This is a genomic window from Flavobacterium sp. KACC 22761 (assembly GCF_034058155.1).
Taxonomy (GTDB): Bacteria; Bacteroidota; Bacteroidia; order Flavobacteriales; family Flavobacteriaceae; genus Flavobacterium.
The window spans coordinates 2,980,238-3,005,891 of sequence record NZ_CP139148.1 but is presented as its reverse complement, the minus strand read 5'-3'; the positions used below and the strand labels follow the sequence as shown (position 1 = coordinate 3,005,891).

The window sequence follows — 25,654 nt, the reverse complement described above, 5'->3', positions numbered from 1 at the left end:
AAACTAGGAATGGAATGCACCTTAATTTGGAAAACATTTTGGGCACTTTCTTGGATTGGAATGATTTCGCTTCCTGTTTTAATGCTTAAAAAACTTAGGAGTAAAGAAACAGAAACTTCAGAAAAACTGAGAACATATCTGATTTTCTTTAATTTTTTTGAATACTTTTTTATTCAAACTGCACTTAGTATATTTTTTACAACTGCAGATATTTTATGTTATGGTTCGGGTGGTCAAAACGGAATTGAATTGGTTTTTACAGCTTGGCTTGCTTTACCAATTCTGATGATTTTTAGCTACATTTTTGAATATCATACTAAAATTACAATTAAGAAATAACAACTTTAAAATGGCTTTGTCATAATGCAGAAAACAGAAAAAAACATCAAAATACTTGGGATTTATCAAATTATTGGAGGGATTCTTGGAACTGCACTAACCCTATATTTTTCTGGAAAAGCAGGAATTTTAAATTTCCCAATTCTAAAAATGACAATTGTTTTTTTATCATTTTATTCCTTTTCAATCTATTGCGGAATTTTGTTAGTCAAAAAAAACTATGTTAGAGGCCTGAATTTATCAATCATAAATCAAATTTTGCAAATAATCAGTTTTTCTGTTTTGGGATTCACATTTGCATATACATCAGGAATGTTTATCTCTTTTGGTTTGAATCTAACTACCGATACATTGCTTACTTACAATATGGGATTAACAACATTTAATTTCAAATGGAACGCTGATCCTGAATATGCTGCAGTTAGTATCAATATTATTGCGCTCATTTTATTGAATGTTTCCTTTAACCTGAAAGAAAAAATCACAAAAGGACAAAAAGACGAATTATCTGAAATTGGGCAATCTTAATAAGATTAAAGTAGAGCAAAAATAAAAAGAACCAAAGGTTCGAAAAATTTTGTAGGGCCGGATTTTAATCCGGTTTGCGCAAAGATTATCCACAATGCATTATAGAAAGAAATAAAAAACTTAGCTCCTTAGAACCTCAGCATCTTAGAAACTTTAAAAAAACTACTCATTCTCCCCGATCTTATTCACCATAAAAATCATCAAAACACCTAAAAGCGCCATAATTAAAAACGCCCATTTCATGCTTAAATATTCAGAGATAAAACCTACCATTGGCGGTACAAGCAAGAACCCTAAATAGCCAATTGTAGAAATGGAAGTCAAAGCCGAACCACTGCTTAATTTTGAAGATCTTCCAGCAATACTAAAAACTAAAGGAACAACACAAGAAACGCCAAACCCAATCAACATATAGCCAAAAATAGTTGGATAAACAAAAGGCAGGATAAAACAAATTCCGAAACCGACTGTTATCAATATACCGCTATAAAGCAGAATTTTTTTAGTGCCAAATTTCATTACGCCATAATCTCCAAAAATACGTCCGAGAGTTACTGCAGTTGCAAAAAACACAAATGCGGCACTTGTTAATTTTGGCGAAGCTTTTAGTATATTTTCGAAGTAAATTCCGCTCCAATCGTACATTGTATTTTCACAAGCCATTGAAACGAAACAAATCAAAGCAAATTTGATTAGATTTTTCTCGGGCATCGAAAAGAATTTCTTTTTTACCGGAACTGGTTCATTGTGAATGCTCATTGGATAAAAACAAGCTGTAAGCGCCATCATAAAAACACTTACTCCCAACAAGTGATGCGAAGGTGCAACATGTTGTGTAACCATCACATAACCTAGACCTGCTCCAGAAAAAACTGCAATACTCCAAACGGCATGAAAACGAGTAATAATCGATTTTGGATACAATTTTTGCACTTCAAGCGATTGTGCATTGATCGATAAATTGAAAATGTTTCGAGAAGCTCCAAAAATCAAAAGCACTATTACCAATTGCCAGACAAAAGCCACCAAACCAGGCAAAGCAAGCACAATATTGAACATAATTGCGCCTAAAAGCATAATATAACGACTGCTGTATTTATTCAATAATTTCCCTGTAAATGGCATAGTAAGCATTAATCCGATTGGGAATGCAAATAAAACTGCTCCAAACTGAGCTTCAGACAAATGCAATTGGGCTTGTATATGCGGAATTCTGGAAACCCAGGAAGAATAACCAATTCCAGACAGGAAAAAAAATACGGTGTTTGCTATTCGATATCCTTTGGGTGTGTTTTGATACTTTTTTAAGAAAGGTAAAATCATGAAGTCAATTTTCTGATTGCAAAATTAAGGCTTTTAAATTTTATCTGACTAGAACTTTCAATAAGAATTACCTTTAATTACACACAAAACCAACATTTAACAATTTCATCAACAATTGATAAATCATCTTTAAAATAAGCTCTTATGAACATTATTAATATTTATTCTAAATAAAAATTGCAAAACTAATTTTAAGCTCTATATTTGCCTTTAATTCAAAAGGCAGGCAAATTGATGCTTTTTTCATCAATTTAACCTCTACAAAATTTTTTAAACTATTAATCTTAAAATATTATGAAATCGAAAACTTTAAAAACAATTGCATTTTTATTTTTAATGTTAGTTGCTTGTCCGCAATTATTTGCTCACGCGCTTTGGATTGAAACAAAAGCTACTGGCGCAAAAGGAAAAACACAAGAAATTTCAGTTTATTTTGGAGAATTTTCAGAAAACGATATTACAAAAGCCGACAAATGGTTTTCTGATTTAAAAGATTTTTCATTGACCGTAATTAGTCCATCAAAAAAAGAAACAAAACTGACGGCAAAAGCATTGGACAATAAATACCAAGCATTTTTCACACCAGATGAAGATGGCGTTTACACCATTGTCATGCACCACACAGTTAAAGATGTTTACGGAACAATGAAATTAGATTACAATTCAAGCGCAACGGTTGTTGTGGGAAATAAATCTGCGGGAAATTATGCCACAGCAAATAAAAATCAAATTGGTTTATTTTCTGAAAATGCAGATATAGCCAAAAAGAATGAAAAAGTATCTGGTTTCGCAATCTACGATGGTGCATCGGCAAAAGAAACAAAAATCAAAGTAATTGCCCCAAATGGTTGGGAAAAAGAATTATGGACAAATGAAAAAGGAGAATTCTCATTTACTCCTATTTGGTCAGGAAACTACATGGTTGAATATGCACATACAGATAAATCTGCTGGCGAACACAATGGCAAAAAATATGATGAAATTTGGAAAATGGCTACTTACCAAATTACTGTAAAATAACAATACCTCTTCATTTTTAAATTAGTCTTGGTAAAAAGCCTTGCTCACTTGAGCAAGGCTTTTTCTGTTTCAAAACAGCTTCTTTTAATTCAATCTAAATAAGAAAATAGATTTAAAAAAGCAAAATATTAAGCAAATCTTAAGACAAAAATAATGAAACTTTAATAAATAAAATACCTCTATATATTTTGTTAAACCCAATGCGTGACCTTATATTTGCAAAAAATTATTTTTATTAAATCTAAATAAGTCATATGAAACATAGTTTACTACTTGCTTTATCTTTAATAAGTTTTGGAGCTTATAGCCAAGAATTTACAAGTGCTGATAATACGACAGCGGTTAGCGATACTGTAAAAAACAAAAAAGGAGAAATTCTAAACGAAGTAGTTGTTACTAAAAACAAAGAACCGAAGCCAGTAACAGCAGTACGTTCTGGTTTGAAGCCAATGGATAACCCACAATCCATTCAAATTATTGGTTCAGAAGTTATTGAACAACAACAAGCAATTAGATTAAGCGAAGTTTTGAAAAATGCAAATGGAGTTTATGTAGGTTCAGCACGTGGTGGCGCTCAAGAGTCTTTTTTCTCAAGAGGATATGATATGTCTGCCAACAATATGTTTAAAAATGGTTTTCGTTACAATGCGGGTTCTATTCCAGATGTCTCAGGTCTAGATAAAGTAGAATTCTTAAAAGGAAGTGCCGCTTTATTATACGGAAATGTTGCTCCAGGTGGAATCTTAAACTTAGTAACAAAAACACCTCAATTTAAAAGCGGTGGAGAAGTTTCAATGCAATACGGAAGTTATGCTTATTACAAACCAGCTTTTGACTTTTATGGAGGTTTGACAAAATCAATTGCATTCAGAATCAATGGTTCTTATGAAAATTCTGAAAGCTTTAGAGATGTCGTAAAAAATGAACGCGTTTATGTAAATCCGTCTTTTCTTTTCATTGTTAATCCAAAAACACAAATCACAGTTCAAGGTGATTATTTAACTGCAGATTGGACTCCAGATTTCGGAACAGGAATTATCGGAAAAGAACTTGTTGATGTGCCACGTAATAATTTTTATGGTGCACTTTGGTCAAACGGACAAACTAAATCGGCTAGTGCTTCGGTATTAGTAAACCATGATTTCAATAAAAACTGGAAATTGAATTTCAACAGCTCTTTTCAATCGTATGACAGAGCATCAAAATCTACAGCACAATTATCTACTGTAACTACAACAGGCGACTGGACTAGACCATTGGTACAAAATAAAAACTTAGAGACTATTTTAGGTGATCAATTAAGCTTGCAGGGAACCTTCAATACAGGATCTGTAAAACACCAACTATTTACTGGTGTTGATTGGGAGAATTCTTTTGCTACTGCAAATACTTATGTTTTCAATCCTGCAAATTATGATACGATCAATCTATATAATTTTGATCCGTCAACACAAAGAAATGATATCCCGAATTCAACTCTTACAAGAATCGCTAAAACCGAAACAAACCGTTTTGGAGTATATGCACAAGATTTGATTTCATTTACTGAAAAAATAAAAGTTTTGCTTGGAATGCGTTGGTCATGGCAGGAAGCAACTGTTTACACTTATGATGTAACAAAAACGCCAAGCGTAATGACACAAACGGCTCCACGTAAAGATGATGCCTTTTCACCAAAAGTAGGATTGGTTTACCAACCAATGAAAGACATGTGTGTATTTGCAAGTTACTCCAACTCATTTACACCAAATACAGGAACAACTGTTGATTTGCAACCTCTTGAAGCCTCAATTATTGATCAATACGAAGCTGGAATCAAAAAAGAATTCTTTAGCGGCGCTTTAAGCACAAATGTTACGGTTTACCAAATTAAAAACAGCAACTTAGCGCAAACTGCAGAATTTAGAGCAGACGGAACTCCAAACACTGATACAACAATTAAAACGTTAGGTGGCGGAACAAAAAGCAAAGGAGTTGAAATTGACATTACTGCAAGACCTCTAGAAGGCTTAAGCATCATTGGAGGTTACAGCTATAACGATATGCGATATGTAAATACATCTGGAACAAACGGAAGCTTTGTTGAAGGTGACCGTGTTGTTAGAACACCGCAAAATACAGCGAACTTAAGTTTCTTTTATACTTTGCCAACAGGTGTATTAAAAGGTCTTTCTTTTGGAGCAATCGCTAACTACATTGGAGATCGTTTGGCAGGATGGAATGATGATTATGTTTGGACAGAAAACAAGCCAGCAACTAATCCAAAAACATACACCATCACAATTAGAGATCGTGATATTCCATTGGAAGGCTATACTACAATTGACGCATCACTTGGTTATACTTGGAAAAAATTCTCGATTCTTTGTAAATTATCAAACATTACAAACGAGTTAAACTATACCGTTCACGAAAATTACAGTGTAAATCCTATTGCGCCTCGTCAGTTCATGACAAGCTTACGATACAAATTCTAAATTTTTGAATTAGATTTTAATTTGTTAGAACTTTTTCAGCTCTTTAATTCTAAAAAGCATCAAAAGTTTTGGTTTAAATTTCACCAAAAACCTCATTTATTGTTAAATGAGGTTTTTTTGTTTTTTCACAAATCACTCAATTTTTAATTACATTTACCCATCAACAACAAAACCCAATTCTATGTCAGATTCCAAACAAAACCAATTAAAAAAAACACTTGGATTAAGCTTTAACATAGCCGTATTAATTGGCGGAACAATTGGAGTCGGGATTTTGCGAACGCCGGGATCGATTGCTGGATTGTTAAATAATTATTGGCTAATTCTTTTTTCTTGGATTTTTGGCGGATTATATATTTTATTAGGAGCAAATTCGTATTCCGAATTGGCAACAATGCTTCCTAAAGCAGGAGGCTCATATAATTACATCAAAAGAGCTCTAGGCGAATATGCTGGATTTTTGTCTGGCTGGTATGATTATATTGTTAATGCTATTCCACCCGCATTTTACTGTATCGTAATTAGTGAATATACGATTATTTTATTTCCTGAATTGGCTAATTACTCGACTGTAATTTCGATTTCGTTATTAGTTGCTTTTGTAGTGCTTCATATGAGTGGCGTTAAAAACGGAAGCGTAATTCAGCAAATTACAAGTTTGTTAAAAGTAATTTGTTTTGTCGCTTTGGTGGTGGCTTGCTTTATATATTCTGGAACTGAAATTCCACCAATCAAGACAGATAATTCAGTTTTTCAAATCGGACTAATCTTTGGATTTTTCAAATCATTGCAGCTAATTATCGGAACCTATAATGGATGGAATGCCGTTTGTTTTTTTGCTGAAGAAAATGATGATCCAGGAAAAAATATTCCGAAATCTTTATACAGCGGCGTCTTGCTAGTCGTTGCGATTTATGTTCTGGTAAATGCCGCATTTTTTCATGTTTTGCCAATTGAGACTTTAGCCAAATCAAATTTGGCTGCCGCCGATGTTGCCAAAGTTCTTTTTGGAAAAAAAGGCGCGATAATCGTGACTGTAATTTCGATTTTCTCACTAATTAGCATCTTGAATGCTTTTATGATGATTCCGCCGAGAATACTTTACGGATTAAGCCGTGACGGTTTTTTTATTGAAAAAGGAACTCAAGTAAATAAAGGTGGAACTCCAATTATAGCACTTTTGGTTTCGTCACTTTTCAGCTTATTTCTAATTTGTATCGGCTCCTTTGAAATATTGTTTTCTTTTGCCGCTTTTATCTCCATAATTGTTTGGGGACTGGCGTATTATTCGCTTTTAAAACTAAGAACTACTGAACCAGACTTACCAAGACCTTATCGTTCTTTTTGGTATCCGTGGTCAACTATATTAGCGATTATTTTTTCTATTGCATTACTAGGAGGATTTATTTACAGCGATCCAAAAAGCTTTATTATAATTGTAGGTATTGCGATCGCTTCTTATCCTTTGTTTTTGCTTTTGAAGAAGAATAATTAATACTTTACATGAAATATTCTACAATATAATTCAAAAACAGAATTTCTACTGACATAACGTTGTCACTTCATGCCATTTAATTTGCATAACAAAACACAAAAAAGATGAGCAAATTAGATTTAACCAAAACAGACAAAACCTACTATAATGCCAAGATCAACCCTGAAATTGTCTTTATAGAAAAAGCGAATTATATATCGCTTACAGGTCAAGGCGATCCTTCTGGAAAAGATTTTTCAGAAAAAATTCAAGCATTATACACCACGGCGTATGTCATTAAATTTATGCACAAAGCAATGGATAACGATTTTGTTGTTCCAAAACTAGAAGCATTGTGGAGTTTTGATAACGAAAAATACGCATCAATCTCAATGGATGAAGCTCCGCTGAAAATACCTCGCGCTGAATGGAATTACAGAATCATGATTAGAATGCCCAATTTCGTTACGAAAGAACAAACCGAAGAAGCTATTGCCATTGCGGTCAACAAAAAGCAAAATGCATTGGCCGAAACAATTGAATTCTTTCAAATGGAAGAAGGTAAAGTAATTCAGGTTCTTCATATTGGTCCTTTTGATACAGAACCGCAAACACTAAAAAAAATTCTAAAATTTAGCACTGAAAACAATCTGCAACAAAATGGATTGCATCATGAAATTTATCTTTCAGACTTTCGTAAAACAGCTCCCGAGAAATTAAAAACAATACTTAGAGAACCTGTAAAATAGCTCTTTTTATTAGCCACGACTCGAACGAAAGCGAACAGGCGAAGCAATTCACGAATTATTTTTCTAATCGTTGAGTAAAGCAATAATTTGCAAATTATTCACGAATAGATTCTAAAATAATTCGTGAATTAGTGGCGAAAAAAAAACCTAACAGGTTTTAAAAACCTGTTAGGTCTGCTTATAAAAGAAATATTTCTTATTTCAACCCAGCCAAACTCTGCTCGATTGTAGCAATTTTTGCTAAAGCATCAGCTTGTTTTTGTTTTTCTAAATTAAGAACTTTCTCTGGAGCTCCGTTTACAAATTTCTCATTTGAAAGTTTCGCTTCAACCGATTTCAAGAATCCTTTTGTATAATTCAATTCTTCTGTCAGTTTTGCAATTTCTGCTTCAACGTCAATGTTTCCTGTAATTGGAATGAAATATTCATTTGATTTTACACGGAAAGACAATGCGCCGTCTACTTTTTCAGAAACATATTCGAAAGCAGAAACGTTTCCTAATTTTGTTATGATTGAATCAAAATAAGTAGAAACATTTTCGCTGTTGATTCCTTTTAATTCAATTGCATCTTTAAACGGAATATTTTTGTCTTTTCTGATCGTTCTAATTCCAGAAATTACTTCAATTGAATTTTCGAAATCAGCAATTAATTTTGCGTCAAACGATTTTACTTCTGGCCAAGTCGAAACAATTAAAGCTTCTTTAGGAGTTCTTTCAGCAATTAACTGCCAAATTTCCTCTGTCAAGAAAGGCATAAATGGATGCAATAACTTCAAGTTGTTTTCTAACATTTCGATCGCTTTCGCGAAAGTTACGCTGTCAATTGGCTGTTGGTATGCAGGTTTAATCATTTCTAAGAACCAAGAACAGAAATCATCCCAAACCAATTTATAAATAGCCATAAGAGAATCTGAAATTCTGTATTTCTCAAAATTATCTTCGATGTCAACTAAAGTCTGCTGTAATTTCGCTTCATACCATTCGATTGCTACTTTTGATGATTCAGGCTGTGCGATCGTTTCAGAAACTTCCCATCCTTTAATCAATTTAAAGGCATTCCAGATTTTGTTTGAAAACGCTTTTCCCTGACTGCATAATTCCTCATCAAACATAATATCGTTTCCTGCAGAAGCACTTAAAAGCAATCCTACACGAACTCCATCGGCACTAAATTTATCGATCAAATCTAAAGGATCAGGAGAATTTCCTAATGATTTAGACATTTTACGACGTTGTTTATCACGAACTAAACCAGTCAAATATACATTTGTAAATGGTTTTTCACCTGCATATTCGTAACCTGCGATAATCATTCTCGCTACCCAGAAAAATAAAATATCCGGACCTGTTACTAAATCATTCGTTGGATAATAATATTTAAAATCTGGACTTTCTGGATCCATAATTCCACCAAAAACAGACATTGGCCATAACCAAGATGAGAACCATGTATCTAATGCGTCAACATCTTGTTTAAGGTCGTTTGTTGTTAATTGTTTATTGTTTGTTGCTTCTTGTGCTAATTTTAGCGCCTCTTCAATATTTTCAGCAACTACAAAATCTTCTTTTCCATCTCCGTAATAATAAGCCGGAATTTGTTGTCCCCACCATAATTGACGAGAAATATTCCAATCGCGAATATTATTTAACCAATGTGCATAAGTGTTTTCGAAACGTTTCGGATGCAATTTAATATCTCCTGTTTCTAAAACCGATTTAATAGCTGGTTTTACCAATTCTTCCATTTTCAAGAACCATTGGTCAGATAATCTTGGCTCGATTACGGCTTTTGTTCTTTCAGAAGTTCCTACTTTATTTAAGTGGATTTCTGTTTTTGCTAAAGCTCCGATTTCTTCCAATTCTTTTTCGATTTCTTTACGAACTACAAAACGGTCTTTTCCTTGATAGTGTAATCCGAAGCTGTTTAATGTAGCATCTTCATTAAAAATATCAACGATCTCCAAATTGTGTTTTTCACCCAACGTTTTATCGTTCATATCATGCGCAGGCGTTACTTTCAAACATCCTGTTCCGAATTCAACATCAACATATTCGTCTTCGATAATTGGAATTACTCTGCCACAAATTGGAACAATCGCTTTTTTACCTTTCAAATGTGTAAAACGCTCATCGTTTGGATTGATACAAATTGCGGTATCTCCAAAAATAGTTTCTGGACGCGTTGTAGCAATGGTCAAAAATTCCTCAGTTCCCTCGATTTTATATTTTAAGAAAAATAATTTTCCTTGCTGTTCTTCGTAAATTACTTCTTCGTCAGAAAGCGTAGTTTTTGCTTCCGGATCCCAGTTTACCATACGGTATCCTCGGTAGATTAAACCTTTGTTGTACAAATCAACAAAAGAACGAATTACAGATGCAGACATATCTGGATCCATCGTAAATTTGGTACGTTCCCAATCGCAAGAAGCCCCTAATTTCTTAAGCTGTTCTAAGATTGTTCCGCCATATTTATCTGTCCATTCCCAAGCATGCTTTAGGAATTCTTCACGAGTCAAATCATTTTTATTGATTCCTTCTGCTTTTAATTTTGCAACCACTTTTGCTTCAGTTGCAATAGAAGCGTGATCTGTTCCCGGAACCCAACAAGCGTTGAAACCTTTAAGACGCGCTCTACGAATTAAAACATCCTGAATCGTATTATTCAACATATGCCCCATGTGAAGGACTCCAGTGACGTTTGGCGGCGGGATTACAATGGTGTACGGTGTTCTATGATCTGGTTCTGAATGAAAATAGTTGTTTTTCATCCAGTAATCATACCATTTACTCTCAATCGTCTTAGCGTCAAATTGTGCTGGAATTGTCATTTATATATGTTTAATCGTTTATTTTTTGTTTAATCGTTTAATCGTTAATTCGTTTAATCATTATTTTTTTTGGAATTTTAGCATGTCTAAACTCAATCCCAATCAATTAAACGATTAAACAGTTAAACAAATAAACGAAACTTTGGTTCAATTTTTGTAATTATAACTGACAGCAAAAGTAAATAATTAAAGACACTATAAAAAGCGAATTATTAATTTGTGTGTTAATTAAAAGAATGTATATTTACTTACAATTAAAAACAATTTCAAATGAAAAATGTTGCCTCTTTTATTGCAATCGTATTGTTTAGCGCAATCGGTTATTCGCAAAACGGCCCAAAAATTGAATTTGCAGCCCAAGATAATACAATTGATTATGGAAAAATTTCGAAAAGTGATAATGGAGTTCGCTCCTTTGAATTCACCAATACTGGAGATGCACCACTGATGATCATTGGCGCAGAATCAACGGTGAGTTCTATTGTGGTGACTAAACCTGCAGCAGCGATACAGCCTGGAAAAAAAGGAAAAATTGATGTAAAGTATAATATGGCTACCGGCCCAATTCGTAAAACAATTACTGTTGAAACCAACGCTGTCAATTATCCTGACGGAAGAGTTGCCTTAAAAATCAAAGGTGAAGTTTTATAAGAATTTTTAAAATCTAAAAATAACCAAAGCCGTTTCTTGAATTAGAAACGGCTTTTTTATATCCTTAAAAAAATTAGACCCGACAGGTTTTGAAAACCTGTCGGGTCTAATATAAAAATGTCTTTATTTATTTTGCTTCACATTCAACCGCATCAAATTTATATTTCACGCGATCAAAATCGATTGGTTTATCTTTAACCAAATACGTTACGCCCATTGTAGTTTGCATTGTTCCGTTTCCTAAAATAAGCTTTTTGTCTCGTTTTAAAAATGCCATCGGGTTTTTGAATTTTGCATTGTTATTTGTTCCATCCACGAAAGTGTAATCTACAAACAAGGTGTCGCCATGAAACTCTCCAGCAATTTCACCTTTTTTGACAGGTGACGAAGCTACTTTCATGATCATATCACCGGCAATTTTTCCATTTTTTAGGTTATTCAACGTTAAGTCTAAAGTATCGTTTTCATAAATTGCTTTATAACATTCTGTACTTACCACTTTTTCACCTTCAGCTTTAGCAGCTGCTTCGGCTTTTTGTTTTTCCTCATTTTTACAGCTTTGAAGTCCAACAAAAGACAAAAGCATACAAGACAACACTATTTTTTTCATAACTGAATTTTTTAATTTCATATAAAAATAAAAAAAAAGAAGCCAAAAAAAAGGCTTCTTGTTTATTTATTTTATGATGAATATCCCAATTCATTAGACGCACTGCAATGCGCTATACAGAACATTGGAACGACATTAAAATTATAATTACAACTTCTTGATTACAAATTCTGATCTACGGTTCAACTCATGATCTTCTTCTGAACAAGCATCGTCGGTTTTGCATTTTATAATCGGAACAGATTCTCCATAACCTTTTGCCGAAACTCTGCTAGCACTAATTCCCGACTGAATTATAAATTCTCTCGTAGAATTAGCTCTTTTTTGAGATAATTCTTCATTGAATTTTGCGTTTCCGCGAGAATCTGTATGCGAACCAATTTCAATAACCATTCCTTGATATTTGTTCATCAAAGCAACTACTCGACCTAAAACGACTTTCGATTCTTTACGAATATACCACATATTGTAATCAAAATAAATTGGATCGGTTTTAATGATCAATCGGTCTTTATCATCTTTTACAACATCTTTTTCTTGTTTTAAAATCTCAGTTTCTTTCTCCTTTTTCTTGATTTCTGCTGCTTTTATTTCATCCGCTTTGGCTTTTTTTGCCGCTTCATTTAATGCAATAATCGCCAGTGCTTCTTTTTCTTTTTTCTCTTGTTCTATCTGAATTTCTTGCTTTCTTCTTTTTTCGGCAATTTGTTGTTCTTCTAATTTAATTGCTTCTAAAGATTTTAGTGCCAATGAACCATCGTTTGTCGCATTTCTGGTTTTTCCGATTTCTAATGATTTAGATTCATTGGTATATTTTTCTTTGAAAGCAACAATTGTATAGGAACTTTCGCAGGCAACCGTAAAACTGAATTTCCCATCGGCTGCGACCGAAATCGTATTTAAAGTCTTTTTAGAAGCATCTTGCAACATTACTGTTGCATTTTCAAGAGGCAAACCGGTATCAACATCTGTAATTGTTCCTGCAATAAATTGTTTGCAGTCTTCAACAATCAAATCTTTGGTTTCTTTGAATTGGTAAATATCATCACTTCCTTTCCCTCCTTCTCTGTTGGATGCAAAAAATCCTTCTTTTATATTTGAGTTTATTGTAAACGAAAAATCATCCAAATTAGAATTTAAGGGCAATCCAATATTTACTGGTTCAGTATATTCATTTCCTTTAATTTCAGAAACAAAAACGTCTAACGATCCGTATCCTAAATGTCCATCTGAAGAAAAATAAAGCTTGTTATCTGCCGAAACAAAAGGAAATTGTTCTCTTTTGTCGGTATTAATAATTGAACCTAGATTCTTTGGCGTATCAAAAGCGCCTTTGTTTATGTTTACGGAATAAATATCAAAAGAACCTACAGATCCAGGCATATCCGAAGCAAAATAGAGCACTTTTTCGTCCGCACTAAGCGCAGGATGTTCAGTTGAATAATTCGAACTATTAAACGGAAGCGAGGTAATATTTTTCCATTTTCCATCAATTAATTCCGCTTTGAAAATTTGAAGATTCGAAACTTTCTGGTCGTTTGTTTTTTTGGTTTTATTTTTTGAATTATTGCGCGTAAAATAAACCGTTTTTCCATCTTTAGTAAAAACAGCATTTGATTCGTGCATGCCTGTTTTTAATTCGTCTGAAAAATAGTCAATGTTTGGTTCTGCATTATTAATTTCACTCAAAGGAACCGAAACTAAGTTCAAATACGTTTCATTGTCCCATTTGAATTTTTTGTCAAACAATCCAGGTTTTAACTTAACAGCTGCAAATACTAATTTCCCATTGTATGGAATTGCTCCAAATTCAGAATTTGGCGTATTGATTCCGAGATTTTTGATCTCAAATCGATTTCCAATGGCCGAAACATTTTCAAGTTCTTTCAGCTCATTTTTAAAATAAATTGAATCTTTTCCATTAGTGGAAGAAGCATAATACTGTTTTAGAGCCGCATTTGCATCATCATAACTGTTTGTCGCTTTTAGAGTTTGCGCATATCTAAAATAATATTCGCGATTCAAATCCTTATTATAATTCTGAAATAAAAGTCGGTAATAACGTTGCGCTTTTACTAAATTGTTGGTATAATAATACGAATCCGCCAAGTTTTTAATCGCTTCTTGCGAAGGATTTTCTTCGGCTAATCTTTCATATAAAGTAATGGCTTCGCTGTAGTATGTTTTATCAAAGAAACGTTTGGCTCTTGCCAAATCTTTGTTTTGAGCGCCTATAAATTGTATTGAAAATACGAATATAATAACGAGTAGTTTTTTCATATTTTTCATTTTAAAAGAATCTAGGTGATTTATCGTATCCTTTCCCTAATAAATCCAAATCAAAAAGAAGCATTATTTCATGCGTTCCCGAATTAAACTGACCTAAATTTGAAATTGTATAATCATAAGCATAACCTACTCTCAAGGAAGGTGTTACATTAAAATTGAACAAAGCACTTACCGAATCATCGATCCTATATGCCGCGCCAAATTCAAACTTTTCGTTATACAAAACATTTGCTGTCAAATCAATAGAAACAGGGGCTGCTTTTACAAATCTTGACATAAAGGCGGGTTTTAATTTTAGGTTATCATTAATTTGAAAAACGTATCCTCCGGTAAAAAACATGTGAATTTCTTCGGCTCCAAAAGCATTAACTCCCGATTTTTCTTCGATATATTTAGATTTTATCAAGTTTGGAGCAGAAAATCCGACATACAAATTATCTCTAAAATAATACGCTCCAACACCAATATTAGGTTTTGTGGCATTTATATTTTCCGAAAAAGCAAAATCAGTTGCGGGATCACTAAATTTAAATCCGTTAAAATTAGTTTGCATTGATGATACTCCAGCTTTCAAACCCAGCGAAAGCTTATTTTTTCCTCCTAAATTCAATACATAAGCAAAATCTGCGTAGATATTATTTTCCTTTTTTGCGCCATCACCAATATCATCAGAAATAAATGAAAGACCTACTTCAACTTTTTCTGATAAAGCTGTATGTCCAAAAAATGTAAAGGTTTTTGGCGCTCCTACTGCTCCAACCCACTGTGTTCTGTATAATCCTCCAAAATTCATCATCAAAGGAGTTCCAGTTGCGTACGCAGGGTTCACGACACTCATATTATACATATAATGCGTGTATTCGGGGTCCTGTTGCGCTGAAACAGTAGTAAAGCAAAAGAGAAAAGTTATAAAGAGTATTATTTTTTTCATTTGAAGTATATTAAAATAGTGCAAAAGGAATTATCGGTTTAAATAAAGGCGTCCTTGTATTGGCGGTTTATTGCCTTTATTAAACTGGAGTGTGTAAAAATAGACTCCATTTGGCGCTATTCCATGTGCAAATCCGCCTGTCTGCCAATTGGTACCATCCCAACCTGCTTTGTCTTTAAATCCTTCGTACATTCTATTTCCATATCTATTAAAAATTTGGAGATAATAATCTGGAAATAAAAAGTCAATATTAGGAATTACAAAAGTGTCATTTACCCCATCGCCATTTGGAGAAAATCCATCAGGAATAAAGAAATCTGGTGGCACGACAGGACAATCTGTTAATGATACTGTCACCTCAAGATGATCATAAGAAAGACAGTTTTCACTTGACGAAAAATCAAATCCATAATATATCCTTTTATCAACTAAAGCTGTCGTTGAAGGCAAAAGATTTCCACCCTTTGGCGCATCATACCAAGCTACAGACGAAGACACATTTGTATTATTTGATAAATCAGCAATAGTTGGTGCATCTAATCCACAGAAATTTTGCCCGTCTGTATTTAATTCTGGGGCAGGAGTATCTCTTAAAGTCACTTTAATCATAGTTGCGGCAGAAGTACATGACAAAGTTGTTTCGGTCACATATAATGTTTCGTCTTTAAGAAGATAGGTGTTTGGAAGTGGCGTTGTCATTGTTGGCGAATTGTACCATTTAAATTGCGGACCACTCGGTGCTAAATTCCCAATAATGGCACCTTCCGACTTACAAAATGATTGATCTGTAGATACTGGAGCTGCTGGAATCGGGTTTATTGAAAACGCTGTCGATACCGAAGTTACGGGGCTGTCACAGCCTGTAACATTATTTTTCACATTTTCAATTTTAATCGTTGTTGAACCTGTATTTGGAAGTAAAGCTGCTGGAATTACAAAACTAGCATTACCACTTACAGGAGACAAAACTATTGTTTGCCCTGGAGCAACATTGCTGTTTGAAAGCGAATACGATACTGTAACATTTGTTAAAGTTCCTAAACCAGAAACTGAAGCTGTTAAAGCCGACCCAAAACATACTGTTGGAACTTGGATTCTTAAATTTGCTACATTAGGCAAAGGATTTACGGTAATGTTACCATCAATATTTGCCGAATTTGTACAACCCGAAACTGTATGCGTAATCTTTACAATTTTGATTGTACCATTTCCACTTTGCGAATTTAAAATTGCTGGAATACTAAATGTTGCATTTCCTCCTAAAAAAGTCGCTGTTGCTGTTTGTGATGATGCATTATTGGCTCCCGAAACATTATAGAGAATATCATAAGTTCCGTCAACAATTTTTACAGCATCAGTAATTTTGACTTCTGTTGCCGTGTTTTGACAGGCAATTATAGGAGTGATTTTTGCACCTGCTAAATCGGGTATCGGATATATATTTACAGTTTCTGAAAGATTATTGATGATATTTTGACATGCACGTGTGCTACCCGACTCGTACAAATTTGTAATTGTAACGGTATAACTGCCAACTCGTTGGAAATAATCTGATTTCAACGGAAAGACCAAAACACCGTTAATAAAATTTGCTGGCAAAGTTTCGCTACCTCCGTTTGGGCCAGAAACACTAAACGAAACATTATAATCTCCGTTTGGAATAGCTGCAGGTCCTTTTGTAATGGTTGCCGTATATGTAGCGGTAGGAATTTCCGTTTCGCAAATATTGTTAACAGCAACTCTAAGTTTTGCCCCTGTAAAATCAAGTTTTCGCTCTAATGCTATCCTAATCATTGTCTGTTCATCTGAACAAATTGGGTTAGTAGATTTTACAGTGTATGTAAAATTATAGTTTCCGGCGCCTCGATTATTAAAAATACGCTGAATATTTATAGAATGATCTCCCACAAAAGTTAATTCACCAGTATTGCTATTATCTTTCCATGTGCCTCCTGGATCTTGACCTGAAATCGAGTTAAACAAATCATAGTCGGTATATGCTGATAGTCCATTGCTTGCACATAATTTTAAAAGTTTCGCATCACCCGATTTTGGTGCTTTAAAAATCGTAACTATAGCCGTCGATGACATGGCTGGACAAGTTCCTCTTGCAGGCATCGTGTAAGTGTATTGAAAAGTTCCTGCCATATCACTCACATTAATAACAGGCTTTTCTTCATCATGATTTGTTGTGTCGTTATGCCATTTCCCATTAGAATGCGGTCCTAAATATTGCCCATTGAAAGCAGAAAAAAGATTAAATTCGCCAACTGCACTACAAACCGAAACATTTGGAGAGGTTACACCAGAATATCCTCCAATTGTAACCGTAACAACCGCATTATTATCTGGACAAAGCCCAATTCCTTCAACAGTATAAGTATAGCGAAAAACACCACTGGTACGAATTAATTGTGCATTTAAAATTCCAGTGTCAGGATCTAATAATCCGCCAGAACTATCAGTATCTGTCCAAACTCCTCCACTAAGCGGCGAACCTGTTAAATAACTAAATAAATCAATTGATTTGCTGCTGGCGGCCGGAATATCACACACGGTTAATGTTCCGTCTTGACCCGCACATTGCGCATAAATTGTAGTAGGAATAAAAGATAAAAAAACAAAAAATAACGAGATTCGTAAGAATTTAATGTATTTTTCGACCATAAATATGTTTTTTTGGAAATAAGCATTATAACTGACACCATTAAATGCACTAAGGCAATTTAACAATTATTTTTTCACAAAAGTGTGCTTGCGTTCCAAAAATAGTGAATCTGTTTATTATGACACAAAAAAACTTTCTTAAATATCTCAATTACAACTCATCTTCAAGTCTAAACCTAAATTTCAAAACCACGCTTTCACGTTCTACTTCAAGCGTAATCCAAACATCATCTTCAGATTTCAAAAGGCTATTGATTTGTTGTAGCGAATATTTGTAGGGCAATGCGTTATTTATACTAATAATAATATCGCCTTTTCTTAAACCACATTTTTCAGCCGCCGATTTTTTTCTGATATTCACGATTTCATATACTGGTTTTAATGAAAATTTGTACTTGAAATTATCATCTTTTTTTGCATCATAACTCACATCAGACAGCGCATTGGCGACTTGAACTGTCTCCATGTGCACTGTTTCCTGTACCCACTGCAAACCATTATGTTGTATCGTTATCCCGCTTTTGTTGTAGGTAAAGGGTTCCGAAAATTTATTATTCTTTTTTAAATAGAGCTTTTGATCTGCGTAATCTAAAACAATCGTAAAACGTTTTAAGACTTCACCTCCAATTGAGCCAATTCGTCCAGGCACCATTTTTACATTTCGAATCGAACTTGAATCAGGAAACGCAACTATCGGATTTTTAAAGTCAAATTCGTCAACCGAAAATTTCGCAATTTTAGCACGATGTCCCTCAATATCACCGCTAAAGCCTTTTCCTAAAAAGTCAGGAAAATTTTTCTTAGGCAATTTTATTTTATCATTCTCAAATATCCAAAAAGCATCACTATTACCAATATCTACCAATAATTTAGCCGAAATCTGCACACTATCGACCACTGCAGTTGTAGTAATATAAGGTTTGGATCTTTCGATTGTAATTGGAATCGCTTTAAATTTTTTGTCTAATCTTTCTTTAATAACATCATTGTTTGGATAAACGTAGATTTTTTTCTTAGAATAATTTATTTCGACTAAATTATTCTTAAAAAATTTATACCCAATAATCCCGTTAACCGGGATTCCAATATGAGATGACAAATTAAAATTTTGATCTAATATTATATAAACTAAATGATTATCTGATTTCAAACCATGTGTTTCAAAAACATTATTCGTTGATTTTAGTCCTTCTATTTCATCTTCGCTTCCTAGACCTCTCAGTTTTATTTTAACAACGTTATTAAAACTGACCTCCTTCTTCTCATCCATGCTAAACAAAATTGTTTCTTCAACACCAGAATCCAATAAGAAATTCAGTTCTATTCCGTTTACTTTTATCGGAATAAAAACGAGATTATTTATCAATTTAAAAGGAATAGTAATCCTACTGCTATGGCTTTGAATCAAAAAATCATCTTGAGCCTGAATAGTGAAAGATACCAAAAGCCCAAAAAACAACATGAAATATTTTTTCATTGATAATATTTTAATATAAAATTAATAAAAATATTGATAATTGTTACATTTCCATAACACCCCATAATGTTTACGTTAAATTCGAAAAAAATATGCAAATTTGCACTTCAATAATTTATACTCATGCCAACAATTTCACACAAGGGAAGAAACATGCCCGAATCTCCGATACGCAAGCTGGCTCCTTTTGCTGATTTAGCAAAGAAAAAAGGACACAAGGTGTATCACTTAAACATTGGTCAACCGGATATCAAGACACCGGAAGTGGCCATCGAGGCGGTAAAAAATATTGATTTGAGTATTATAGAATACAGTCCGTCTGCCGGATATGAAAGCTATAGAAAAAAATTAGCTCATTTTTACCAGCGCCAAAATGTAAACGTTAACACAGAAGACATCATTGTTACAACTGGTGGTTCTGAAGCCTTACTTTTTGCACTGGCCACAATTACAGATCCTGGAGATGAAATCATTATCCCGGAACCTTTTTATGCTAATTATCACGCATTCGCTTCGTCTACAAGCGCGACTGTAGTTCCACTTGTTTCTACAATTGAAACTGCATTTGCATTGCCAAGCATTGAAGAAGTTGAAAAACTGATTACACCAAGAACAAAAGCCATTCTGATTTGCAATCCTGGAAATCCGACTGGATATTTATATTCTGAAACTGAAATTAAACAGCTGGCTCATCTAATTAAAAAACACGATTTGTATTTAATTGCCGATGAAGTTTATCGCGAATTTTTATACGACGGTGTTGATGTACATTTTTCTGTTATGAATTTAGAAGATGTACAGCAAAACGTAATTATGGTCGATTCTGTTTCAAAACGTTACAGTATGTGTGGCGCGAGAATTGGCTGTTTGGTTACTAAAAATAAAGATGTTTTAGCAACTGTAATGAAATTTGCACAAGCGCGTTTGAGTCCGCCAACTATTGAACAGATTGCTTGTGAAGCGGCAATAGACACGCCTCAGAGCTATTTTGACGAAGTAATTGGCGAATACAAAGAGCGCCGTGATACTTTAATTGCTGAATTGAATAAAATTGAAGGTGTAATTGTTACCAAACCAAAAGGTGCATTTTACTGCATCGCACAATTGCCAATCGCTGATTCAGATGATTTTGCGCAATGGCTTCTGGAAAGCTACGATTTAAATGGAGAAACTGTTATGGTTGCTCCTGCAAAAGGATTCTATTCCACACCAGGAATGGGGCTTAATCAAGTACGAATTGCTTATGTTTTAAACAAAAAAGACTTGATTGCTGCTGTAAATATTTTAAAAGAAGCACTTTTAGTTTACAATAAAAGATAAAAAAACTGAACTAACTTAATCTAAAATCTGTTTTGACATATATGTTGAAACAGATTTTTTTTTGCAATGTTTTTTTTAAAAAATAACTTCCGAGACAGCCTTTATAATACTCAGTTTATTAGTAATTTAGACATAGAATTAAAGACTTTTAACATGAAAAAGTTAATTGCAATATTATTTCTATTTCTAATACCCACATCTGCTACAAATAAAAATAGTACAGATGCAAATACTAATTCTAAAATCCTATTTGCTTTTAATTTCAAAAGCGAAGGCATCGGATATTATCGTAAAGAAATGAATCGTGCTTTTTCGTTATTAAAAAAGAAAAAGAAATTCATTGACATAGAACTCAATACAACCGAAAAAGCACAAATTTTATCTATTGCGTTTCCAGAAATTATTAGATATGATTCTTATTCTGATTATTTAGAAACCACCTCAAACAGAGTTTTATATGTAAATAACGGAAAAGAAGCATCTGATTTCTCAACGGGTTACTTTCAAATGAAACCTTCTTTTTTAGAAAACTTAGAAAATTACATTGCTAGCACCGAAAGTCTAAAATCTTTTCATTGGATTATCATCCAAAATAAAAATGAAAAAGAAGCACGAAAAGAAAGAATAACTCGCTTAGAAAATTTTCAATGGCAATTGCGATATTTAAAAATATTCTGGTTTGTGGCTGAGTATAAATATCAAAATATGGGTTTCAAAAACACTCAAGAAAAAATTAGATTTTATGCCACTGCTTATAATTACGGATTTACAAATCCAGAAAGTGAAATAACCAAATATCAGTCTATGAAAAAATTCCCTACTGGAGAAAACACCGAGAACCACAAATTTGCATTTGCAGATTTCTCAATTGATTTCATACGTACTTATGCCGTTTTTTTCAATTAATAAAAATGTATAGAGAAAAACGTTGGACCAAAATACATTTAAACCGCATTAATTTAGATTATATCCAAAAAGTAGCAATTAAATAGTAAAAACCATAGAAAAGGTTTCCCATTTATTAATTATCTTTACCGCCTTAAAAAGATATACCCATTATAATAGTAGTTTTTAATGATAAACAACGAAGATTTTTTAGACGAAATAGGTGACAATCATTTCAGCAGTAATGCAAAAAACCCTCTTAGAGCGGATGCTTTTGATATCACTGATGAAGAAAAAATAGAGAAAATTAAAAAAGATGTTGAAAGCATTCTGCAGACTCTTGGAATGGATTTAACAGACGACAGCATAAAAGGAACTCCAAACCGAGTTGCTAAAATGTTTGTAAAAGAAATTTTTGGCGGTTTAAACCCTGCAAAACAGCCAAAAGCCTCAACTTTTGACAACAATTACAAATACGGAGAAATGTTGGTAGAAAAAAACATTACTGTTTATTCTACTTGTGAACATCATTTATTGCCAATCATTGGACGTGCTCACGTAGCTTATATCTCCAGCGGACGCGTGATTGGTTTATCAAAAATGAACCGTATCGTGGAGTATTATGCAAAAAGACCTCAGGTACAGGAGCGTTTAACAATGCAGATTGTTCAAGAACTTCAAAAAGCTTTAGGAACAGAAGATGTGGCTTGCGTTATTGATGCAAAACACCTTTGCGTAAACTCTCGCGGAATTAAAGATATCGAAAGCAGTACAGTAACATCTGAATTCGGCGGAAAATTCAAAGACCCTCAAACGAAAAGAGAATTCTTAGATTATATCAAACTAGACACTCAATTTTAAAAAGTTTATTGTTTTTGGTTAATAGTTTGTTGTTGACATGGCGAAAATAGAAAAATTCGAAGATTTAGAAATTTGGAGATTAGCAAGAACAATTTGCCAACAAATTGAATTCCTTATTCAAAATACAAACTTAAAAACAAACTATTCACTTAAAGATCAAATTGACAGAAGTTCAGGTTCTATCATGGATAATATTGCTGAAGGTTTTGAACGAAATGGAAACAGAGAATTTATCAATTTTTTAAGTATTGCGAAGGGTTCTGCCGGAGAAGTAAAATCACAATCATACAGAGCATTTGACAAAAAATTGATCAGTGAAGAACAACACTTGAAATTAAACGAAAGCATAGAATTGGTTAAAAATAAAATTGGAGCAATGATGAACTATTTAAATAATTGCGAAATAAAAGGACTTAAATTCAAATAGCATTTTCGGCCAAAACAATAAACCAAAAACAATAAACAACAAACATTAAAAAAATATGCCACTATATAGCAGTCAGCCCCTAAAAATATACAATTCACTTTCGGGTGAAAAAGAAGATTTCAAACCAATCCATGAAGGAAATGTTGGAATGTATGTTTGTGGACCAACAGTATATAGCAATGTTCACTTAGGAAATGTGAGAACTTTTATGTCTTTTGATGTAATTTTCAGATACTTTCTTCATTTGGATTATAAAGTTCGTTACGTTCGAAATATTACCGACGTAGGACATATTGTAGATGATGTTGATGAAGGTGAAGATAAAATTGCTAAAAAAGCACGTTTAGAGCAATTAGAACCTATGGAAGTGGTACAGCGCTATACGGTCGATTTTCATGACATTCTAAAAGCTTTCAACTTTTTGCCGCCAAGTATTGAACCAACAGCAACTGGACATATTATTGAGCAAATCGAAATCATCAAAAAAATTATTGATAAAGGAATTGGCTATGTTGCCAACGGATCAGTTTATTTTGATGTTGTAAAATACAATGAAACCAATAATTACGGAATTTTAAGTGGCCGAAATATTGAGGATATGCTTGCCAACACACGCGATCTAGACGGACAATCTGACAAGAGAAACCCTCAGGATTTCGCACTTTGGAAAAAAGCTGAACCAGAACATATCATGAGATGGCCTTCACCTTGGAGCGACGGTTTTCCAGGCTGGCACTTAGAATGTACCGCAATGAGCACTAAATACCTAGGAAATCATTTTGACATTCATGGAGGCGGAATGGATTTAAAATTCCCTCACCACGAATGCGAAATTGCACAAAATGAAGCTTGCACAGGACAATCTCCGGTAAATTACTGGATGCATGCCAACATGCTTACCCTAAACGGAAAGAAAATGGCAAAATCTACTGGAAATAATATTTTGCCAGGAGAAATTTTAAGCGGAGACAACACCATTTTGAGCAAAGCATTTTCAGCTTCAGTAACTCGTTTTTTCATGTTGCAAGCACATTATAGAAGCATTTTGGATTTCTCTGATGATGCCATTACTGCCGCGGAAAAAGGATACAAAAGATTAATGGAAGCGCTTGATGCATTGCCAAATATTGCTGCAGGAAATTCAAGCTCTATTGACTTCGGAGCATGGAAACAATTATGCTACGATGCCATGAATGACGACTTCAATACGCCAATTTTAATTGCTCATTTATTTGAAGGCGTTCGTTATATTAATTTATTGAAAGATGGAAAAGAAACTATTTCTGCCGAAGATCTAAAAACCTTTACAACTGCAATCAATGCTTTTGTTTTTGATGTTTTAGGCCTAAGCGACGAAAAAGCTTCTGACAGCAATAACGATAAACTAGAAGGCGTTGTAAACATGCTTATCGCAATGAGAAATCAAGCCAGAGCAGATAAAAACTTTGCGCTTTCAGACCAAATCCGTGATCAATTGATTGCCTTAGGAATTCAATTGAAAGACGGAAAAGAAGGCACCAGCTTTTCTATTTAAAAAAGTCATTTCATAAACCCATGAAAGCCATCACTCCATTTGTTTTATTAGTGCGCTTTTATCAAACCGCCATTTCGCCCTTTACACCAGCGTCATGCCGATTTGAGCCAACATGTTCCAGCTACATGATCGAAGCTCTTCAAAAACACGGATTATTTTATGGAGGTTATCTCGGAATGAAGCGTATTTTGAGCTGTCATCCTTGGGGAAGAACCGGTTATGATCCCGTTCCAGAAAAGAAATGTTCACACAAACATTAACTTTTTATAAAGAGGAACTCTGCTTTAAATATTTATTTTTACAATTAATACAAAACACAATATTACATGACACACGCCTTAAACATGGTTTGGAATCCTTCAGAAGGAATCGATTTAGGATTTTTTATGATTCGCTATTATAGTTTAATGTTCGTAATTGCCTTTGGTTTAGGATGGTACCTAATGAAAAAGATTTTCGAACGCGAAAACGAATCGCTTGACAAATTGGATTCTTTATTTGTTTGGACGGTTCTTGCTACTTTAGCCGGCGCGCGTTTAGGACATGTTTTCTTTTACGATTGGGAATATTTCAGAAATCATTTATTAGAAATCATTCTTCCTTTCCGATTTGAACCAAAATTTGAATTCACAGGCTACCAAGGTTTAGCAAGTCATGGCGCAGCAATCTCAATTATCGTTGCAATGTATTTCTATAGCAAAATGATTTTAAAACGTCCATTATTATGGATTTTAGATCGTGTTGTTATTCCGGTTGCTAGCGGTGCAATTTTCGTACGTCTTGGAAATTTCTTCAATTCAGAAATTATCGGACACGAAACAACATCTGCTTTCGGAATTCGTTTTTTGCACGATACATTTAGCAAAAATGATGCTGTACAAAAAACTGGAATTACAAATCCAAAAGAAGCTTACAACGCAATCGCGCACGACCCAAAATTTGCTGATTTATTAGCTCAAGTCCCAGCTAAACACCCAACTCAATTATACGAAGCATTTTGCTACATTTTTGTATTTGCAATTTTATACTTCTTATACTGGAAAACAAATGCAAGACTTAAATCTGGCTACCTTTTCGGGTTGTTTTTAGTACTTTTATTTGTTGTACGTTTTATCGTTGAGTTTGTAAAAGAAAGCCAAGGCGGTTTTGAGAGCGAATTAGGCCTATTCTCAACAGGACAATGGTTAAGCATACCATTTATCATAATCGGTCTTTTCTTTATCATTAGAGCACAAAGAAATCCTTTAGCAACATCTTAAAAA

General features: G+C 33.8%; 21 protein-coding genes. 14 read left to right on the top strand and 7 right to left on the bottom strand.

Annotated features, from left to right (window positions below; genetic code table 11):
* Positions 1–9 precede the first annotated feature (9 nt).
* Both SCB73_RS13000 and SCB73_RS12995 read left to right on the top strand, forming a co-directional pair.
* Positions 10–339 (top strand): hypothetical protein, encoded by a 330-nt coding sequence (locus SCB73_RS13000; protein ID WP_320566653.1) that lies wholly within the window; start codon positions 10–12, stop codon positions 337–339.
* 24 nt (positions 340–363) lie between these two features.
* Complete coding sequence (locus tag SCB73_RS12995) at positions 364–867, top strand: hypothetical protein (protein WP_320566652.1); 504 nt, start codon at positions 364–366, stop codon at positions 865–867.
* A 162-nt stretch (positions 868–1,029) separates the two neighbouring features.
* On the opposite strand, the gene SCB73_RS12990 is transcribed toward SCB73_RS12995, so the two are convergent.
* Positions 1,030–2,190, bottom strand: a complete 1,161-nt coding sequence (locus SCB73_RS12990; RefSeq protein WP_320566651.1) for an MFS transporter — start codon at positions 2,188–2,190, stop codon at positions 1,030–1,032.
* Between the two features lie 294 nt (positions 2,191–2,484).
* Here SCB73_RS12990 and SCB73_RS12985 point away from each other — a divergent pair, with 294 nt between their 5' ends.
* From SCB73_RS12985 to SCB73_RS12970, 4 genes are all read left to right on the top strand, one after another.
* Positions 2,485–3,210 carry a DUF4198 domain-containing protein gene (locus SCB73_RS12985; RefSeq protein WP_320566650.1) on the top strand — a complete coding sequence of 242 codons (726 nt, stop codon included), beginning with the start codon at positions 2,485–2,487 and terminating at the stop codon, positions 3,208–3,210.
* Between the two features lie 254 nt (positions 3,211–3,464).
* Positions 3,465–5,687 (top strand): TonB-dependent siderophore receptor, encoded by a 2,223-nt coding sequence (locus SCB73_RS12980; protein ID WP_320566649.1) that lies wholly within the window; start codon positions 3,465–3,467, stop codon positions 5,685–5,687.
* A 181-nt stretch (positions 5,688–5,868) separates the two neighbouring features.
* Positions 5,869–7,182 (top strand): APC family permease, encoded by a 1,314-nt coding sequence (locus tag SCB73_RS12975; RefSeq protein ID WP_320566648.1) that lies wholly within the window; start codon positions 5,869–5,871, stop codon positions 7,180–7,182.
* Positions 7,183–7,286: 104 nt separating this feature from the next.
* A complete protein-coding gene (locus tag SCB73_RS12970; protein WP_320566647.1) occupies positions 7,287–7,910 on the top strand; it encodes a GyrI-like domain-containing protein in 624 nt (207 codons plus the stop codon).
* 196 nt (positions 7,911–8,106) lie between these two features.
* On the opposite strand, the gene SCB73_RS12965 is transcribed toward SCB73_RS12970, so the two are convergent.
* Positions 8,107–10,740: a valine--tRNA ligase gene (locus SCB73_RS12965; protein ID WP_320566646.1), complete on the bottom strand. Its 2,634-nt coding sequence runs from the start codon at positions 10,738–10,740 to the stop codon at positions 8,107–8,109.
* Positions 10,741–11,010: 270 nt separating this feature from the next.
* Here SCB73_RS12965 and SCB73_RS12960 point away from each other — a divergent pair, with 270 nt between their 5' ends.
* Positions 11,011–11,391: a DUF1573 domain-containing protein gene (locus tag SCB73_RS12960; RefSeq protein ID WP_320566645.1), complete on the top strand. Its 381-nt coding sequence runs from the start codon at positions 11,011–11,013 to the stop codon at positions 11,389–11,391.
* A 127-nt stretch (positions 11,392–11,518) separates the two neighbouring features.
* Here SCB73_RS12960 and SCB73_RS12955 read toward each other — a convergent pair whose 3' ends face one another.
* The 5 genes from SCB73_RS12955 to SCB73_RS12935 all read right to left on the bottom strand — a co-directional run bounded on the left by SCB73_RS12955 (position 11,519) and on the right by SCB73_RS12935 (position 19,365).
* Positions 11,519–12,001 (bottom strand): hypothetical protein, encoded by a 483-nt coding sequence (locus SCB73_RS12955; RefSeq protein ID WP_320566644.1) that lies wholly within the window; start codon positions 11,999–12,001, stop codon positions 11,519–11,521.
* Between the two features lie 147 nt (positions 12,002–12,148).
* The gene (locus tag SCB73_RS12950; RefSeq protein ID WP_320566643.1) at positions 12,149–14,281 is read right to left on the bottom strand and encodes an OmpA family protein; all 2,133 of its coding nucleotides are present in this window, start codon (positions 14,279–14,281) and stop codon (positions 12,149–12,151) included.
* Between the two features lie 10 nt (positions 14,282–14,291).
* On the bottom strand, positions 14,292–15,221 hold the full coding sequence (locus SCB73_RS12945; protein WP_320566642.1) for a PorP/SprF family type IX secretion system membrane protein: 930 nt from the start codon (positions 15,219–15,221) through the stop codon (positions 14,292–14,294).
* A 30-nt stretch (positions 15,222–15,251) separates the two neighbouring features.
* The gene (locus SCB73_RS12940; RefSeq protein WP_320566641.1) at positions 15,252–17,888 is read right to left on the bottom strand and encodes a T9SS type B sorting domain-containing protein; all 2,637 of its coding nucleotides are present in this window, start codon (positions 17,886–17,888) and stop codon (positions 15,252–15,254) included.
* Positions 17,889–18,039: 151 nt separating this feature from the next.
* Entirely contained in the window at positions 18,040–19,365 is a 1,326-nt protein-coding gene (locus tag SCB73_RS12935; RefSeq protein WP_320566640.1) for a PDZ domain-containing protein, read from the bottom strand.
* Between the two features lie 123 nt (positions 19,366–19,488).
* Between SCB73_RS12935 and SCB73_RS12930 the strand changes: the two genes are divergently transcribed.
* The 7 genes from SCB73_RS12930 to lgt all read left to right on the top strand — a co-directional run bounded on the left by SCB73_RS12930 (position 19,489) and on the right by lgt (position 25,651).
* On the top strand, positions 19,489–20,685 hold the full coding sequence (locus SCB73_RS12930; protein ID WP_320566639.1) for a pyridoxal phosphate-dependent aminotransferase: 1,197 nt from the start codon (positions 19,489–19,491) through the stop codon (positions 20,683–20,685).
* 153 nt (positions 20,686–20,838) lie between these two features.
* Entirely contained in the window at positions 20,839–21,591 is a 753-nt protein-coding gene (locus tag SCB73_RS12925) for a hypothetical protein (RefSeq protein WP_320566638.1), read from the top strand.
* A gap of 168 nt (positions 21,592–21,759) precedes the next feature.
* Positions 21,760–22,431 (top strand): GTP cyclohydrolase I FolE, encoded by a 672-nt coding sequence (gene folE / locus SCB73_RS12920; protein ID WP_320566637.1) that lies wholly within the window; start codon positions 21,760–21,762, stop codon positions 22,429–22,431.
* Between the two features lie 37 nt (positions 22,432–22,468).
* Entirely contained in the window at positions 22,469–22,858 is a 390-nt protein-coding gene (locus SCB73_RS12915) for a four helix bundle protein (RefSeq protein ID WP_320566636.1), read from the top strand.
* Positions 22,859–22,913: 55 nt separating this feature from the next.
* Entirely contained in the window at positions 22,914–24,392 is a 1,479-nt protein-coding gene (gene cysS, locus SCB73_RS12910) for a cysteine--tRNA ligase (protein ID WP_320566635.1), read from the top strand.
* A 20-nt stretch (positions 24,393–24,412) separates the two neighbouring features.
* Positions 24,413–24,652 (top strand): membrane protein insertion efficiency factor YidD, encoded by a 240-nt coding sequence (gene yidD, locus SCB73_RS12905; protein WP_035649040.1) that lies wholly within the window; start codon positions 24,413–24,415, stop codon positions 24,650–24,652.
* A 66-nt stretch (positions 24,653–24,718) separates the two neighbouring features.
* Entirely contained in the window at positions 24,719–25,651 is a 933-nt protein-coding gene (gene lgt, locus SCB73_RS12900; RefSeq protein WP_320566634.1) for a prolipoprotein diacylglyceryl transferase, read from the top strand.
* Positions 25,652–25,654: the final 3 nt, after the last annotated feature.